Raw genomic sequence first — 16,664 nt, forward strand, 5'->3', positions numbered from 1 at the left:
GATGTTAGCCCAGCGCCCGGTCCAGATCCGCGATCAGATCGTCCACGGTCTCCAGCCCGACCGACAGGCGGATAACGCCGTCGGAGATGCAGAGATGCGCGCGTTCCTCCGGCTTCAGGCGCTGGTGCGTCGTCGTCGCGGGGTGGGTGACGAGGCTCTTCGCATCGCCGAGATTGTTCGAGATATCGATCAGCCGCAGCGCGTTCAACACCTTGAAGGCCGCATCCTTGCCGCCCGCCACCTCGAAGGTGACGAGAGTGCCGTAGCCGCTCATCTGACGTTTCGCCAGATCGTGCTGGGCGAAGCTCTCGAGCCCCGGATACCAGACCTTCGTCACGCCCGCACCCCGGCCTTCGAGCCAACGGGCGATTCGCTCCGCGCTCTGGCACTGACGCTCGACCCGCAGTGGCAGCGTCTCCAGTCCCTTCACCATCACCCAGGCATTGAAGGGGGAGAGCGAGGGGCCGGTATGGCGATAGAAGGGCACGAACTTCTCGTCGATGAAGGCCTGGCTCGCCAACACCGCGCCACCGAGGCACCGTCCCTGCCCATCCATATGCTTGGTCGCGGAATATGTGACCACATCCGCGCCCAGTTCCATCGGCTTCTGCAGGAGCGGTGTCGCGAAGACGTTGTCGACCACCACGCACGCGCCGGCCGCGCGGGCCAGTTTCGACACCGCGGCCAGATCGACCATCTCCAGCATCGGGTTGGAAGGCGTCTCCAGGAAAACCGCCTCCGCCCCCTGTTCAAGCGCATCCCGCCATTGGTCGAGATCCGTGCCGTCCACCATGGTGCAGGTGACACCGAAGCGCGGCAGGATTTCCGAGACGACGATCTTGCAGGAGCCGAAGAGCGCGCGGCTCGCCACGATCCGGTCGCCGGCGGAAAGCTGACAGGCCAGCGCGGAGAAAACCGCCGCCATGCCGCTCGCCGTGGCGCGGCAGGCCTCCGCCCCTTCCAAGCGCGCCAGGCGTTCCTCGAACATGGTGACGGTCGGGTTGCCGTAGCGGGAATAGATATAGGCGTCGGTCTCGCCCTTGAAGGCGGCCTCCGCCTGCTCCGCGCTGTCATAGACATAGCCGGAGGTAAGGAAGAGCGCCTCGCTCGTCTCCCGGAAGGGGCTGCGCTCCAACCCACCGCGTACCAGTTCCGTGTCCCGGCCCAGGCCGCCGTCCACCGGTTTCGAGGTCATACCGTCCATCCCGCGATCCAATCGAAAATACGAATATACCGTGAGCCGCTCGGTCGAGCGTCCAGTCCGGATTAGCCCTGTTGCCAAGGCAGGCCGGCGACCTTCCAGCCACCGACGGTGCCGCGATGCTGGGCCATGTCCTTGTCGCCCTCGAACCCTTCGGCCACGTTGTAGCAGTGGGCGTAGCCGGCCTCCGTCAGCGCGATCGCCGCATGCATCGACCGCACGCCGGACCGGCAGAGGAACAGCACCGGCACTTCCGGATCGGGAACGATGCGCGTCACCTGCTCCACGAACTCCGCATTGGGGGAGCCGTCGGGAAAGCGTTGCCACTCCACGAATTCCGCCTTGCGGTCGAGGGGGGAGAGATCGGGAACCCCGACATATTGCCATTCGGCCAGCGTGCGTACGTCGATCAGCACCGCCGCCGGCTCCGATTCCAGCATCTTCCAGGCCGCTTTCGGATCAAGATCGCCCGCATAGTCCGCCATCGGACCCAAACTCCCCTTGCCCTGTCGAAATCCTGCCGGCCCGCGACCGGCCCCATGCTCATAGAATAATTTCACACAAAAGAAAAGGACAAATGGGCGGTGCAACATATCGTTCGTGGAATATCGGGGCTAATGCGGCCTATGGACCGCGCGCCAGGGCGAGCGCCGCCACCTCGTCCGGGGCGAAGGGGATGGCGGGCGGCGCCAGCCCTTGCGCGGCGAGCGCGCGCTCGGCCTCCGGTCCGACACCACACAAAATCATGCGCACGCCACGCCGCGACGCCTTGCGGTGCAGCATCTCCAACGTCTGGACGGCGGTGGAATCGATCAGGGCGGTCCGGCTCAAATCGACGACCAAGGCGCTGTGCCTGTCCGCGATGCGGTCGAGGACGGCCCCGACCGACCCGGCCGCGCCGAAGAAGAAAACCCCCGTGATGCGCAGGATGACGACGTCCGGGTCGCTTGCCGTCCGCCCGTCATAGGCCTGGCGCCGGTCGGGCGCGCCATCCGCCCGGTCCTCGTCCACGAAGGGCCGGTCGGCACTGACCGCCGTCATGCGGGAAAGGCGGTGCAGGAACAGGACGGAGCCGAGCGCCACGCCCACCACGATCGCCTCCGTCAGGTCGCGCAGAACCGTGATCAGGAAGACGCAGCCCAGCACCGCCGCATCCCCCCGTGAAGAGCGAAACAGCGCCGAAAGCGCCTGCCATTCGATCATGTTCCAGGCGACGACCGCCAAGACCCCCGCAAGACAGGCGAGCGGGATATAGCCGGCGAGCGGCGCCGCCAGCCCCATGAAGGCCAGCAGGAACAGCGCATGCAGCATGCCCGCGACCGGTCCGCGCGCGCCCGCGCGTACATTGGTGGCGGTGCGCGCGATCGTGCCCGTGACGCAGAGGCCCCCGAACAGGGCGGAGGCGCAGTTCGCCACCCCTTGCGCCGCCAACTCGCAATTCGACCGATGCCGCCGCCCCGTCATCCCGTCGGCCACCACGGCGGACAGCAAGGATTCGATCGCCCCCAACAGCGCGAAGCCAACGGCGTTTGGCGCCACCGCGACGATCTGCGCCCAGGACAGGTCGGGCAGGCTGGGGCTCGGCAAGGTGCGGGGCACACCGCCGAAAGCGCTCTCGATCGTCGCGACGGGCGCCGCCATCGCCGCCGCGGCGGCCGACGCCACGGCCACCGCGATCAACATGCCGGGCCAGCCGGGCCGGAACCGTTTCACCCCGACGATCATCAGGATCGTCCCCGCCGCTATGCCGGCCGCCCAGGGATTGAAGGTTCCCAGGGACGCGGCCAGCACGGGCAGTTTCTCCAGGAACGGCCCGGGCTCATCCCCTTCCAGGGCAAGGCCGAGCAAGGGGCGCAACTGACTGGCGAAGATAATGACGGCGATGCCGGCGGTGAAGCCGACGGTCACGGGATAGGGGATGAACTTGATATAGGTGCCAAGCCGCAGCAGCCCCAAAACCGTCAACAGAAGCCCGGAGAGCAGGACCGCCGTGAACAACCCCTCCATTCCGTGCTGCTGGACCGTCGCCGCCACCAGCACGATGAAGGCCCCCGCCGGCCCACCGATCTGGAACCGGCTGCCACCCAGCGCCGACACCAGGAAGCCACCGACGATGGCGGTATAGAGCCCCTGGGCCGGCGTGCCGCCGGAGGCGATGGCGATCGCCATGGAAAGCGGCAGGGCGACGACGGCGACCGTCATTCCGGCGAGCGCGTCGTCCCGCAATCCGGCGAGGCCATAGCCCTCGCGCAGCACGGTCACGAGCTTCGGGGTGAAGAGTTCCGCGAAACTCGGCCGGGAAATGGACGTGGCGGCGGGATCGGACATGGGGACTCACCTGACGCAGGAAGGCCGGCGGCGGAAACCGCCGACAAGGGGACGTGAATGCGAGGGGTCCATTTGCGCCGAGCGCACCGGCCCGCGTCATGCGACGGATTGACGCGGAAGGCGGGCGTACCGCGCCCTTTCCCGGACGCTACCCGACCGCGCGGGTACCGGATTGGAAGGTGATCGGCATCCGCCCTTCCGCGAAACCATCGACCGATAGATCCCAGGAACCGTCCGGCCAGATGAATCGCGCCGTCCCGGCCACCGGGTCATAAACCGCCGTATAGATCGTGCCGAAGCCCGTGCGATAGGCGTTGGTATAGAGCGGCGGCTTGGCGAAGGCGGCGATCAGGGCGTCCTCCGTCATGTCCGGATCGTTGATGCGGAAATGCAGGAACTGCTCGCGTTCCAGCGTCGCGGTGGCGCGCGCGTGATCGTGCCATTCGATCCGGCCCTGGTGGTTCGTGGCATAGGCGACCGCCTTCACCACCGGCTTGCGGTCGGGCGCCAGATAGGCCGTGGCGAACCGCCCGCCGCGATCGACCACCGTCACGTTATAGGCCATGTGCGTCGGGATGGAGGAGAGCGTCTCCGTCGCCTGGGCCACGGTCGAGCAGGTCTCCAGCACATAGCGCAGGATCAGCGGAATGCCGAAACCCGGGCCCACCGTCTTGCGCCCACCAAAGGTCAGGCTGATGGCCAGCCCACGCTCGTTCACCCCATCCAACACGCCCCACATGCAATCCGTCATCGCCAGGACGGATGTGCGGCCGAAGCGCGTCTTCATGATCAACCCGTCGGAAAGCGCGGGCGCGTAATCGTAATTGCGGATCAGCAAGGGCCGCTCGCCGAGCCACACCACCTGACTGCATCCGGAGATATAGGCGGGCGGCTTCCACAGGCTGAGGAACCGCGCCGCCAAGTCTCCGCCGCCCGCCCAGTCGCACAGCCGCTCATAGGTCTGCAGCAACTCCGGCATATGCGCGGCGATCGCATCGCGGCAGGCGACATAGGTCGGGCGCTGCTCCAACCCGTCGGAAAGGTACCAACGCCGATAGGCCGGCCAGAGCTGGGCGAAGAGAGTCGCCCATTTCCGGCCGGCCTTGTCGATCTCCAACGCCTGGAAGGTCAGTTCCACCCTATCGCCCCGATCGCGCCCCGTTCTAGAGGATCTTGTAGGCGCCCGATTGCGGCACCGGCTGCAGGCCGCGCCCCTTGAACTTGGCGCGCATACCGTCGATCCATTTCTTCGCCCGGGTATTGAGCCGGAAATTGTCGGTCATCAAGCGCCCGCGCGTCACCAGGATGCCGAGGTCCGCGCCCTCGTAACGATAATCCCCGACACCGGAGATGCGCAGGAAGAAGGCCTCGTTCTCGCTCGCCACCGCGCGGCGGTGATAGTCGAAACGGGAATAGTCGATGCTGCCGTCCTCGTTCATGTGATAGATGCCGCTCTCCGGCGCCTCGGTGATTATATCGACCGAATCCTGCGTATGCTTCATCACATATTGCGACCAGCTGTCGATATTGTCCGGGTCCGACCAGCGGCCGTTCAGCGCGTGCACGTCGAGTTCGAACGGCACGTCGGAGAATTCCAGCAGATGGAACAGGAAGAGCGGCGCGTCGGCATGGGCGAAAGCCGCGTGATTGGTCATCGAACTGGCCCCGGTGATGCGGGGGTTGAGCTCACCCAGATACATCTCCTCCGTCTCGGTATCGATCAAGAAGTCGAGCTCGAAATAGCCGCGATAGCCTTCCTTGCGAAGCTGCTCGCCGAACTTGAAGGTATAGTCGCGGGCCTTCTCGCGAATCTCGGGCGTGAAGCTGTCGGCGAAGATCTCGTTGCCGCACCAGCCCCCTTTATAGGGGGTCAGTTCCTTGAACCCGACCAGTTCCGTCATCAGGGGACCGACGATAGTCCCCTGCTTGGTGGTGCAGGCCTCGATCGCGGAGCCACGGCAGTTGATCCGCTTCATCACCTTGATCTCGCCCTGGCCGACGATCTCCGACTGGTGGCGCTTGAAATCCTGCTCGGAGGAGATGAAGAAGGTCGTGTGGCCGCTATCGCCATAGGCCGATTGCAGCACGAGGTCCGGGCCCAGGTCCTTCGACACCCGCCGCAGATCCTCATAGGAATCGATCCGGGCGAGCACGTTCGGCACGGAAGGCACGCCCGCCTTGTCGCCGATGCGCACGGTCTCGATCTTGTTGTCGACGCGGTTGCGCAGCTTCGCCTTCGGAAACCACACCTTCATGCCGGCCTTGCGGGCCAGGGCCTCCGTCTCGTCGTCGAACATCAGGAAGACGCCGGCCGGATGACGGCCCAGGCGGTCGGTGAAATCCAATACCTCCTTATGCTGGAGGAGGTAGTTATTGATATCCTCGATCGACTGGAACTCCGCATGCGGCGCCTCGGAGGGAACGAAAACGTTCGGATGGCGGCCGTCATAGCAGTCGATATAATTGATATATTTGAAATTCCGAACCCACTCATCCATGCCGAGAAGGTTGAAGTTCGTCGCGCTGATAAAGACGATCGGCCGCTCGTTGCGATGGAAGAAGCGGCGGATGTCCGACATTCCGCGCAGCACTTTTTTCGGCTTACGCGCCGGTGCGTGCTTCGCCGTGGTTTTCTGGGCGGACGCCGCCTTCGCGGCCATCTTCTTTGCCCCGACCTTCTTCGTTCCAGCCTTCTTCGTGCCGGCCTTCTTGGCGGTGGCTTTCCTCGGTGCAGCCATGACGCAATGTCTCCCTGTTCTCGCCTGCGGTCCCTATCGCTTCGATTAGCCCCCGGTCGGCCGGTATGCCCGGCTCAATTCTTCTTGGCGGCGGCGGCTTCCAGCGCGCCTTCGGTGAAGACGCGCAGGCCCAGCTCCGGCCGGTATCCGTGGATTTCCTTGACGTCGAGGGCGCGCATGAAATCCAGGATTTCCCGACTCAGCACCTGTCCCGGCACCAGGATGGGAAAACCCGGCGGATAAGGGATGATGAAGGTCGAGGAGACGACCTCCCGCCCGCGCGCCATCTCGGCATCAAGGGTACCGTCCGCCATGTTGAGATATTCGCAGTTCTCCCCGTCATAGGAGAGGAAATAAGCCCGCCGCATATCGCCTTCCGGCGTTTCCTCCCGCCCGCCGAAGCGGAAGCTGTCGTGGAAACGGCTGAAATCCGGCAGGGGCGGCAAATCCTCGATCAAGGACGCGACCTTGCGGTCATGCAGATCGCGCTCGAAATCGGAACTGTCGTCGAGACGTTCCTCCAACTCCTGCGCGATCTTCACCAGAACCTCGATCAGATAGGCGACGGAGGAGCGCGTGGTCCCGATATTGGTCATGAACAGGACCGTGTTGCGCGAGGTCTTGTTGATCTGGATACCGTATTTGTCCATCAACTCCTGGTTCTTGAAGCTGTCGCCGTCGAGCCCCGTGCGCCCGATCTCCAGCGTCACGCGGGTCGCGTCCAGCACGAACTCGTCCCCCGCCCAGGCGTCCCAAATATCGGCCCAGCCATGGCCGGGCTCGTAATAGGCCTCCATCCCGCTCTCGCGGAAACCCGACGGGATCATGTCCTTCGCCCGCAGCACCCGGAAATATTTCGAGAGGATCGGATGCGTCGCGATCTTCTCGCGCAGGATCATCGCGAGTTCGACCTGCTTCTGCACGAACTCGAAGCCTTCAAGCTCCACCTGCCGGCGGCCGATATCGAGGGAGGCGACGATCTGATAATTCGGCGAGGTCGAGGTATGGGTCATGTAGGCCTCGTGAAAGGCCTCCTCCACCTTGCCCTTATAGTCCTGGTCGTGGATGTGGATCATCGAGCCCTGGCGCAGCGCCGTCAGCGTCTTGTGCGTCGACTGGCAGGCATAGACGCGCACCCGCGCGGCGTCCGGGTCCGGCATCAGCGGCCGGTCGAGCCAGGTGGCGTCGTCTTCCGGGTCTAGCTTGTCGAACTCGGCCTTCCAGGCCTCGTACTTCGCGCGGTAATCTCCGCCCCGGAACCGCTCGCGCAGGGTCTGGGCATTGTGCATCGCCGTGCGCTGGCGATAGGTCGGCCCGAAGCGCGCGAAGCCGAACCACGCCTCGTCCCACAGGAAGACGAGATCGGGTTTGATGGCGAGGCACTCCATCATCACCCGTTCGACATTGTAGACGATGCCGTCGAAGGTGCAGTTGGTCAGCAGCAGCATCCGCACGCGGTCGAGCTTGCCCGCCCGCTTATAGGCCAGCAGCCGGTGCTTGATCTCGCGCAGCGGCACGGCCCCGTACATCGAATATTCGTTCAGCGGATAGCTGTCGAGATAACTCACATGCGCGCCCGCCAGCACCATGCCGTAATGGTGCGATTTATGGCAGTCGCGATCGACCAGCACGATATCGTCCGGCTTCACCAGCGCCTGCACGACGATCTTGTTGCAGGTCGAGGTGCCGTTGGTGGCGAAGAAGGTCTGGCGCGCCCCGAAGGCGCGGGCGGCCAGTTCCTGCGCGCGCTTGATCGGCCCGTGCGGCTCCAGCAGCGAGTCGAGCCCGCCCGAGGTCGCCGACGTCTCGGCCAGGAAGATGTTCATGCCGTAGAAATCGCCCATGTCGCGAATCCAGTGCGACTTGGCGATCGACTTGCCCCGGCTGATCGGCATGGCGTGGAAAACGCCCGTGGGCTGACGGGAATAATCCTTCAGCGCGGTGAAGAACGGTGTGCGGTAGCGCGAGGTTACACCCCTCAGGATATTGAGGTGCAACTCCATGTAATCTTCCTGGTTATAGAAGATGCGGCGGCAATTCTCGCACGCCTTGCCCGCGATCTCCTCCACCGATTGATCGGTCACCAGATAGACGTCGAGTTCCGGCCGGAGCTTGCCGATCGCATAGGCGAGCGACATGCCCAGATCCTCCGGCGGAATATCCTCGAAGCTCTCATCGCCCAGGCGGTTGAGGTAGCGTTTCAACACCGGCATGTCGTGCCGGCTCTCGAACGGGAAGCCATAGCGCACCACGACCGCCTGGATATTGTGATTGAAGAGCACGCCGATCAGCGCATCCTCGAAGGAACCGACGACAACGCCTTCATAGACGAAAGGGTCCTCCGCCCGGCGCTTGTCGCGCAGCGAGGCGCGCAGCGTATGTTCCTGATGCGGGGAGAGATCATCGACGATCATCACCTCGAAATAGGGCCGCGCGCGGGCGCGCTCCTCGGCCGTGTCGGCGCCGCGGTCGTCCTCCTCCTCGTCGTCGGTCGGGATCAGGTGGATATGACGCCGCCGATAGCTGTCGGACATGAGCGATCGCGTGACCCGCCCCACCGTGTGGGCGAGCGTCGCATATTCCCGCTGCACGAACATGTGGCGCAGCTGATCCATCGCATGGCGGCCGGGGAAGGCCCAATAACTCTCGATCGGGTCGAGTTCATCCAACAGGCGTTCGACCGTCACCTCGAAATGGGCGAGTTGCTCGCGCCGCGACTTTCCATCCGATTGGCGCTGCGCCAAGCGGGCCGTCGCGTTCTTCAGTCGGTTCCAGCCGTCGCTCCGCAATTGGGAGGCGCTGTAATGCGCGGTCAGGTCGTTCCGCTTGGAACCCTGGCGGGCAGGTACCGATCCGGTACCGCGTTCGGTCGTCGCGTTCGCGTCGTCGTTCATCCCCGTTCAGCCGACATCCGCCCGGTCACCGCATCGGCTCTGGGCGCGCAACGTCCCGTCGATCGGGGAAACCGTCGCGCCCTTGCAGCCGATACGATGGGTCGCGCGCGCCCCAAGCTGCATGAGTCTCGGAGGGGCTGGGTCACGCGAGCCGGTCGAAACGTCGCTGTCCCTGTTCAAGCACCTATTTTTATGACCCGCCGTCCTGCATGGAACGGCGCTGCGAGTATTCACGGAGACCCGCTATCGTCACCATAGGCCGCGATCAGGGGATTAGCCAACCCTTCCCTTCGGTGTGCGAAAAACCCTTTGGGGAGGAAGGATGTTTCGATCAACCGGACGTATTACGCAGGCGCTGGCCGATCCAGCCGCTCAGCCCGCCATGCGGCGCGCCGGCGCCGGCCGGCTCTGCCAGCGGCGTGGAATAGCCAGGCTCCAACGTGCCGGGACGGGGCGCGCCGAGGCCGGCGCGCGAACCGCGCGCCGGCATCTCCAACGCGCCCAGATGGTTGAGATAGGTGCCGTCGAAGCGCTGGCGGTCATAGACCGCGAAATCGACATCCCGGTCACGGAAACTTTTCAGGGTCTGGCCGAGGCCCTTGAGGCCGGTCTCGCGCTGCCGGCGCACCTGGGCCAAGTCGATCTCGATCGGGATGATCTCCTCCTGCCCGGCCGCCTGATAGAGCACCGTGCCCGAGGGATCGACGACGCAGGACCGCCCGCAGCCGCCCGCGCCGAGACCGTTGATGTCGAAGATATAGCTCTGGAACATCGCGGCGGAGGACCGCGCGATCACCGTCTCGATCTCGCGATCGATCGTGCCGGTCAGAACCGGGTGCAGAATCACCTCCGCGCCCATGGCGCTCAAGGTGCGCGTCGTCTCCGGGAACCAGATGTCATAGCAGATGGAAACGCCGAACCGGCCGACCTCCGGCACGTCGAAGGTCAGGAACTCCGTCCCCGCCTCGATCCCCGCCTCATAGGGTCGAAAGGGAAACATCTTGCGATAGCGCCCGACGACCTCGCCGTGCGGATTGATGACGCTGGCCGTGTTGTAGATCGTATCGCCCACCTTCTCGAACATCGATCCGGGCAACAGCCAGACACCGTGCTTGCGCGCCATCTCCTGGAAGGCTTCCTCGGCGGCGCCCGGCAGATCGGTCGCGTGGTGCGGCAACGGCCCATAGGGGGCGAGTTCGGAGAACATCACCATTTGAACCCAGGGGAAGCGCGCGACCGCCAGATCGAGCCGATGGCCCATGGCGGTGATATTTTCCTCGTGCGCGCCGACATACATCTGGATGCCGGCAATTGCGAAGGGCTGCATGACAACCTGTCCCATTTAAGTGACCAACCCCATTTTCCGCCCGGGCGGGCCGTATGGTCGGCGCGCTCTCACGGGCATCCCGGCCGGCCGGACGGCCGAACTCCAGGATCGGGTTAGAGCCGGAACCTACTCCCCGCCGGGTCCTTTGAAAAGCCGCCTCGTCGGCGCGCCTCAGAGCGTGCCAAGCGTTCTATCCGCAATCTGGGAGAGCGCGCGGGCATCCGGATTGACCTTGGCCAGGACCTGCATGCCCTGCATGGTGTTGAGCAGGAAGCGAGCGATCGCGCGCGGCGACTCGTCGGCGGCGATCTCTCCCCGCTCCTGACCGCGGCGGACCAGCAGGTCGAGCGCATTCTCCATCCGGGCGAGCGCCCGGCGCGCGCTTTCGGAAATGGCGGCGTCGCGCGTCCCGAACTCGCACACCGTATTGGTGACGAGACACCCGATCCCACGCATCTCCAGGCATCGCGCGATAAGGCGATCGAACAGATCGCGCAGCACGTCCGGCACCGGCCGGTCCGTATCCTCCAGGGCCAGGCCGGCCAGAAGCCCGATCTCGCCGTAATGCTCCAATGCCTTCAGGAACAGCGCATGCTTGTCGCCGAAAGTGCCGTAGAGGCTCGCCCGGTTGATACCCGTGGCGGCGACAAGATCCTCGACCGAGGTCGCCTCGTAGCCACGAGCCCAGAAGGCGCGCATCGCCCGGTCAAGGACGCGGTCGGGATCGAAGGACTTGGTGCGCGGCATTATTCATCCTCCGTCAAGCAGTTTCGGCGATATGGAACGACCGTTCAACTATGCAGGCGGCATGCCAAGGTTTGCCGGGCATGAGCGGCCTTGCTATGACGGAATCGTTCACCCTTCCACCCCGCCGCGCAACCTCAGGAGGAAACCGATGTTCGAGAGCCCCGCCCGATCGGTTCCCCGGGTCGAGGACATGCGATTGCTGACCGGCCATGGCCGGTTCGTGGAGGACGGCCGCCCGCCGGAGTCCCTCGGCGCGCCGCTGCATGCGGCCGTCGCGCGCAGCGAGACACCCCACGCCCGGATCACCGGCATCGATGTGGAGGAAGCCCGCGCCATGCCGGGCGTGCGCGCGGTCTATACCGGCGCGGACCTGGACCGGCTGGGCCTGCGCCCCCTGCCCTGCCTGACCCCGATCGAAAGCACGGACGGCACGCCCTTCGACCCGCCCGTGCGCGACGCGCTAGCGCGCGGGACAGTGCGCTTCGTCGGCGACCCCGTCGCCTTCGTCGTGGCGGAGAGCGAGGCCGCGGCCGTCGAGGCGGCGGAAGCCGTGATGGTGGATTATGACGACCTGCCCCCCGTGACGGACCCGACACGCTCCGAAGCGGTCGGCTTCGTCTGGGAGGACGGCGACCGCGCCGCCACCGACGCCGCCTTCGACAGGGCCGCGCGGGTGGTCGAGATCGCGGATGTCGTCAACAACCGCATCATCATAACGCCGATCGAGACGCGCTCCGCGCTCGCCTGGGTCGACCCTTCCGACGGGCGCGCGACCCTGGTGACGCAGACCCAGGGCGTGCATCTGATGCGCAAGCTGGTCGCCGGCACGCTGGGCATGGAGGAGAGCGGCCTGCGCGTGCTGACCCAGGATGTCGGCGGCAGTTTCGGCATCAAGCTGATGAACTACCCGGAGCAATCGCTGGCGCTGGCCGCCGCGCGCGATCTTGGCCGCCCGGTCCGTTGGGTGGCGAGCCGCGCGGAATGCTTCCTCTCCGACGCGCACGGCCGCGATCAGGTAAGCCGCGCCGCCTTCGCCCTCGACGCCGAGGGCCGCATCCTGGCGCTACGGTGCGAGACGCGCGGCAATATCGGCGCCTATGCCTCGGCGCTCGGCCCCGGCGTGCTGTCCAAAGGGTTCGCCAAGACGCTCGGCCATTGCTACCGCGTGCCGGTTCTTCATCTGCGGGCCACGGGTGTCTTCACCAACACCGCGCCGACCGACGCCTATCGCGGCGCCGGCAAGCCGGAGAGCGAATATCTGGTGGAACGGCTGGTGGAGAAAACCGCCCGCGCCCTGGGCGAGGACCCGATAGATTTCCGCCGCCGCAACCTGCTGACGGCGGAGGAGATGCCCTACAAGGCCGCCAACGGCTTCACCTATGACAGCGCCGATTTCCCCGGCGTGATGGAAAAGGCGGTGGCGGCCTCCGACCGCGCGGGCCTGGCGGCGCGACGGCGGGAAAGCGCGGCGCGCGGCCAACGGCGCGGCTGGGGCGTCGGCCTCTATCTGCACCTGACCGGCGGCGATCCGGCGGAGACCAGCGAGGTGCTGCTGGAGCGCGACGGCACGGTGAGCGTGCTGACCGGCGTCCAGGCCTCCGGCCAGGGGCACGAGACCGCCTTTGCCCAACTCGTCGCGGAGCGGCTGGAGATCGAAATCGACCGGGTCCGCGTCGTCGAGGGAGATAGCGAACGGATACGGCGCGGCGGCGGAACGGGGGGGTCTTCCTCCCTTCCCATCGCGGCGGTGACGATCGGCCGCGCGACGGAGGCGATGCTGGACGCCGCCCGCGCGCTGGCGGCGGACGAGTTGGAAGCGGCGGCCGGCGATCTGGAATATGGCGCGGGGACCTTCACCATCGCCGGGACCGATCGACGCATCAGCCTCGCCGAATTGGCCGAACGCCTGCCGGAGGAGAAAGCCGGCCAGTGCGCCGGTCTCGCCGATCACGAAGGGGAGTTTCAGACCGTGCCGCACGGCGCCTATGCCGTGGAGGTCGAGGTCGATCCCGAAACCGGCCGGGTACGGATCGACCGGCTGACCTGCATCGACGACCTCGGCCGGCGGCTCAACCCGATGATCGCGGAAGGCCAACTCCATGGCGGGCTTGCCCAGGGGATCGGGCAGGCGCTTCTCGAACGCACCGCCTACGACCCGGAAAGCGGCCAACTCCTGACCGGAAGCCTGATGGATTACTGCCTGCCGCGCGCGGACGACCTGCCGGCGTTCGACTGCCACCCGGCGGACGTGCCGACGACGGCCAATCCGCTCGGCATGAAGGGGGCGGGCGAGGTCGCCTGCATCGGCGTGCCGGCGGCCGTGATCAACGCGCTGTGCGACGCGCTCGACATCGACCATATCGACATGCCGGCCACGCCCGAACGGGTCTGGCGGGCGCTTCGGGCCACCGCGGGCGACAATCGGGCCGACTAGCCGATGACCCAGGCGCCGACGGCGTTCCGGCAAGCGGTTTCCTCGCCGTCATAGGTCTCGCCCTCGACCTCGACGGTGGCGGCATAGTCGCGGCACAGCCGCCCCTCCGCATCGACATAGGTGCGCAGCGGCGTGATCGTCCCGCCGGAGCCCGTATCCGGATTTTGCCAGGAAGCGGTCTCGCCCGCCGGGGCCTCGGTCAGGCTGGTATAGGCGGCCTCGTGCATCGCGCGCCGATCCATCGCCGTCAGCCGGTCCGTCACCGAATATCCCGCATAGGCGCCGCCGGCGCCCAAGAGCAGCGCGGCGATCACCTGGCCCGTGCCGCCCCCGATCAGTTGATAGCCGATCAGCGCCCCGCCGAGCGCGCCCGCGATCGTGCCGGTGGCGACCTTGTCCTCCCGGCTGCTGTTGGGAGAGATGCAGCCGGATAGGGCGACCGTCACGGCCAACGCGGCCGCCAGGGCGCGCAGGCGCGGTCCCTTGCATCCGTGCCGGCTCTTTGTCTGTCGGCTGTCGCTCACCATCTGTGTCATAAGACGTCATCCCCCCATGGGCGGGCCCCTGCGGCCCATGCATATGCGAAGGATATAGCAGGATTCATGCCACGAAACGCTTCGATCCGTCACCTCGTCAAATGCATCCCGATGATCCTGGCGGCCGGTCTCGCGCTGGGCGGATGCGCGGAGCCGCCCCGCTTCGTCAATCCGGATGTGCCGCAGGATCAATGGCCGCTCGACCGAAGCGCCTGCCGGCAGAAGGCGGACGAATTGGCGGCGCGGCAACTCGACGACGAGTTGTCCAGCGACCAGATCACCGGCGCGACCAGCAGCCTTTCCAAGCAAATGGCCGTGGAGGACGCGAAGGACATGCGCCAACGTTATTATCAGGGGTGTCTCTCCGCACGCGGCTATCGCGACGCGAACCAATAGACCCGGTCAGTAGCGTGCCTCCTGGGTGAGCGCCCCGGCCTCCCGATAGTCACGCGCGGGGGCTGGCCCGCCAGCCTGCCCGACAGCCGGCCCGCCAGCCTGCTCACCCAGGACGCGCGTCGGATCGGCGACGATCAACGCCAGTTCCCCATCGCCGACCCGTACGCCCATCGGCATGTGGCCGATCACATCCCCGTCACTCTGCACCGGCTCGCCCGGCGGGCCCAGGAAGCGGACATGCCGCGCCTGAAGAATCTCGACCTCCGCCTGCCGGGGAATGCGATTGAGCAGGAGCGCGAGGCCGCATCGCAGCAAGGCGACCCGACGACCGTCGCGCACCAGAACGACCGACAGATGATCGTCGCCGAGCCGCGCATCCGGCGCGATCACGAAAGGTCCGGCATAGTGCGCGGCGTGCGTCACCACGGCGAGCGCCGCATGCTCCACCCGCCCGTCGATGTCGAGTTCGATGCGCCTGCTCGACGGGCGCAGGATTTCCCGGAACGCGACGAGGGCATAGGCGAGTTTCCCGATCCGGCGCTTGAGGGCGGAGTTCACGCCCGCGACGACACGCGCGTCGATCCCGGCGCTCGCCATCAACAAAAACCCCCGTTCCCCCGCCAGCGCGGGCCGGATGCGCACGATATGTCCGCGCCCCACCGTCCGGGCCGCCCCGCTGATGGTCAGCCCGTGGCCGAGTTCCCAGGCCAGCACATTCGCGGTTCCCAGCGGCGCGATGGCGAGCGGCAGCGGCCGGTCGATCAGGCCGTTCGCGACCTCGTTGATCGTCCCGTCGCCCCCTGCCGCCAGGACGACATCGACATCCGCCGGCATCAGTGACGCGGCGATGCGCGTCGCGTCCCCCGGCCCTTCCGTGCGCCGGACCAGCACCTCGTGCCCTTCCTGACGCAGTCGCCGCAACAGCCGGCGCAGTCTGCCGCGCTGCCGCGCGCCCGCCGCCGGATTATAGATCACCGCCACGCGCGCGCGATTCGCCGGTTTTTCGGACATCAAGACTCCAACAGGCACCCAGGGGAAAGGAGAACGCGTCTTTTTTGGCGAATTAGTAACGTTTCCATGTCATCCACATGAATCAACGGTGAATATAAAATGAAACACGCGATATTTGGAGTTATTACTCCGGTCTGTAACATTGAATCCTTATCCAGACCCCAACGAACCGGACCGATACATGGCCATTCGGAAGGGAACCGATCATGCACGGACTCCGCGGCGTCAGCCGGTACCGCACCGTCTGGATTTCGGACACGCATCTCGGGACACGGGGGTGCAAGGCCGAGTATTTGCTCGACTTCCTGCGTCATACCGAGGCGGAGACGCTCTATCTCGTCGGCGACATCGTCGATGGCTGGCGTCTCAAGCGGTCCTGGTATTGGAACGAGACCCAGAACGCGGTCGTCCAGGAAGTGCTGCGCAAGAGCCGCAACGGCACCAAGGTGATCTACGTCCCCGGTAATCACGATGAATGCCTGCGTGATTACACGAATCTATTCTTCGGCGGGGTTCTGGTGGCCAAGGAGGCGATCCATGTCGGTGCCGACGGCCGCCGCTTCCTGGTGATCCACGGCGACGAGTTCGACAGCGTGGTGCGCTATGCCAAGTGGTTGGCATTGCTCGGCGACTGGGCCTACACGGTCCTGCTGGCCATGAACGGTCAATTGAACCGGGTGCGCCGCTGGCTGAACCTGCCTTACTGGTCGCTTTCGGCCTATCTGAAGCACAAGGTGAAGAACGCCGTCGAGTTCATCAGCCGTTTCGAGGACGCGCTGGCCGACGAGGCGCGCGGGCGTGGCGTCGACGGCGTCATCTGCGGCCATATTCACCATCCGGAAATGCGGATGATCGACGGTGTCCTCTATTGCAACGACGGCGACTGGGTGGAGAGCTGCACCGCGCTGGTCGAGGGCGAGGACGGACGGCTGGAAATCGTGCGCTGGACCGAGGCGCCGGAGCGCGTGGGCGCGCCCTTCCCCGCCGCCCTGCCGGCGCCGGTCGCGAAACGCGGCGGAAAGACGATCGAGAAGCCGGTGGGCGCCTGACCG

The 16,664-nt window shown here is 66.0% G+C and carries 14 protein-coding genes; 4 read left to right on the top strand and 10 right to left on the bottom strand.

The window, feature by feature from the left end; all coding sequences use genetic code 11:
- Positions 1-4: 4 nt before the first annotated feature.
- The 5 genes from KAJ83_RS17825 to KAJ83_RS17845 all read right to left on the bottom strand — a co-directional run bounded on the left by KAJ83_RS17825 (position 5) and on the right by KAJ83_RS17845 (position 6,108).
- Positions 5-1,204, bottom strand: coding sequence for an O-succinylhomoserine sulfhydrylase (locus KAJ83_RS17825; protein ID WP_379786824.1), 1,200 nt, complete (start codon positions 1,202-1,204; stop codon positions 5-7).
- A 62-nt stretch (positions 1,205-1,266) separates the two neighbouring features.
- Entirely contained in the window at positions 1,267-1,686 is a 420-nt protein-coding gene (locus tag KAJ83_RS17830) for a rhodanese-like domain-containing protein (protein WP_210683474.1), read from the bottom strand.
- A 139-nt stretch (positions 1,687-1,825) separates the two neighbouring features.
- Complete coding sequence (locus KAJ83_RS17835; protein WP_210683475.1) at positions 1,826-3,529, bottom strand: SulP family inorganic anion transporter; 1,704 nt, start codon at positions 3,527-3,529, stop codon at positions 1,826-1,828.
- A 148-nt stretch (positions 3,530-3,677) separates the two neighbouring features.
- Complete coding sequence (locus KAJ83_RS17840; protein WP_210683476.1) at positions 3,678-4,667, bottom strand: C45 family autoproteolytic acyltransferase/hydrolase; 990 nt, start codon at positions 4,665-4,667, stop codon at positions 3,678-3,680.
- A 25-nt stretch (positions 4,668-4,692) separates the two neighbouring features.
- Positions 4,693-6,108, bottom strand: a complete 1,416-nt coding sequence (locus tag KAJ83_RS17845) for a biotin carboxylase (protein WP_246484855.1) — start codon at positions 6,106-6,108, stop codon at positions 4,693-4,695.
- Between KAJ83_RS17845 and KAJ83_RS19445 the strand changes: the two genes are divergently transcribed.
- The gene (locus KAJ83_RS19445; RefSeq protein ID WP_246484857.1) at positions 6,098-6,316 is read left to right on the top strand and encodes a hypothetical protein; all 219 of its coding nucleotides are present in this window, start codon (positions 6,098-6,100) and stop codon (positions 6,314-6,316) included. The genes KAJ83_RS17845 and KAJ83_RS19445 overlap by 11 nt on opposite strands.
- A gap of 25 nt (positions 6,317-6,341) precedes the next feature.
- Here the strand turns inward: KAJ83_RS19445 and KAJ83_RS17850 are convergent, their stop codons facing one another.
- The 3 genes from KAJ83_RS17850 to KAJ83_RS17860 form a co-directional block, all read right to left on the bottom strand.
- Positions 6,342-9,161: an aminotransferase class I/II-fold pyridoxal phosphate-dependent enzyme gene (locus tag KAJ83_RS17850; protein WP_210683478.1), complete on the bottom strand. Its 2,820-nt coding sequence runs from the start codon at positions 9,159-9,161 to the stop codon at positions 6,342-6,344.
- 331 nt (positions 9,162-9,492) lie between these two features.
- Positions 9,493-10,488: a carbon-nitrogen hydrolase family protein gene (locus KAJ83_RS17855; protein WP_210683479.1), complete on the bottom strand. Its 996-nt coding sequence runs from the start codon at positions 10,486-10,488 to the stop codon at positions 9,493-9,495.
- Positions 10,489-10,659: 171 nt separating this feature from the next.
- Positions 10,660-11,235: a TetR/AcrR family transcriptional regulator gene (locus KAJ83_RS17860; protein WP_210683480.1), complete on the bottom strand. Its 576-nt coding sequence runs from the start codon at positions 11,233-11,235 to the stop codon at positions 10,660-10,662.
- Positions 11,236-11,383: 148 nt separating this feature from the next.
- Here KAJ83_RS17860 and KAJ83_RS17865 point away from each other — a divergent pair, with 148 nt between their 5' ends.
- Positions 11,384-13,669 (top strand): xanthine dehydrogenase family protein molybdopterin-binding subunit, encoded by a 2,286-nt coding sequence (locus tag KAJ83_RS17865; protein ID WP_210683481.1) that lies wholly within the window; start codon positions 11,384-11,386, stop codon positions 13,667-13,669.
- Here the strand turns inward: KAJ83_RS17865 and KAJ83_RS17870 are convergent.
- Positions 13,666-14,205, bottom strand: a complete 540-nt coding sequence (locus tag KAJ83_RS17870) for an RT0821/Lpp0805 family surface protein (protein ID WP_210683482.1) — start codon at positions 14,203-14,205, stop codon at positions 13,666-13,668. The genes KAJ83_RS17865 and KAJ83_RS17870 overlap by 4 nt on opposite strands.
- Positions 14,206-14,271: 66 nt before the next feature.
- Between KAJ83_RS17870 and KAJ83_RS17875 the strand changes: the two genes are divergently transcribed.
- The gene (locus KAJ83_RS17875) at positions 14,272-14,601 is read left to right on the top strand and encodes a hypothetical protein (protein ID WP_210683483.1); all 330 of its coding nucleotides are present in this window, start codon (positions 14,272-14,274) and stop codon (positions 14,599-14,601) included.
- A 6-nt stretch (positions 14,602-14,607) separates the two neighbouring features.
- Here the strand turns inward: KAJ83_RS17875 and KAJ83_RS17880 are convergent, their stop codons facing one another.
- Positions 14,608-15,612 carry a diacylglycerol/lipid kinase family protein gene (locus tag KAJ83_RS17880; RefSeq protein WP_210683484.1) on the bottom strand — a complete coding sequence of 335 codons (1,005 nt, stop codon included), beginning with the start codon at positions 15,610-15,612 and terminating at the stop codon, positions 14,608-14,610.
- Positions 15,613-15,818: 206 nt separating this feature from the next.
- Between KAJ83_RS17880 and KAJ83_RS17885 the strand changes: the two genes are divergently transcribed.
- Positions 15,819-16,661 (top strand): UDP-2,3-diacylglucosamine diphosphatase, encoded by an 843-nt coding sequence (locus KAJ83_RS17885; RefSeq protein ID WP_210683485.1) that lies wholly within the window; start codon positions 15,819-15,821, stop codon positions 16,659-16,661.
- Positions 16,662-16,664: the final 3 nt, after the last annotated feature.

Source organism: Marivibrio halodurans, assembly GCF_017963645.1.
Lineage (GTDB): Bacteria > Pseudomonadota > Alphaproteobacteria > UBA8366 > Aestuariispiraceae > Marivibrio > Marivibrio halodurans.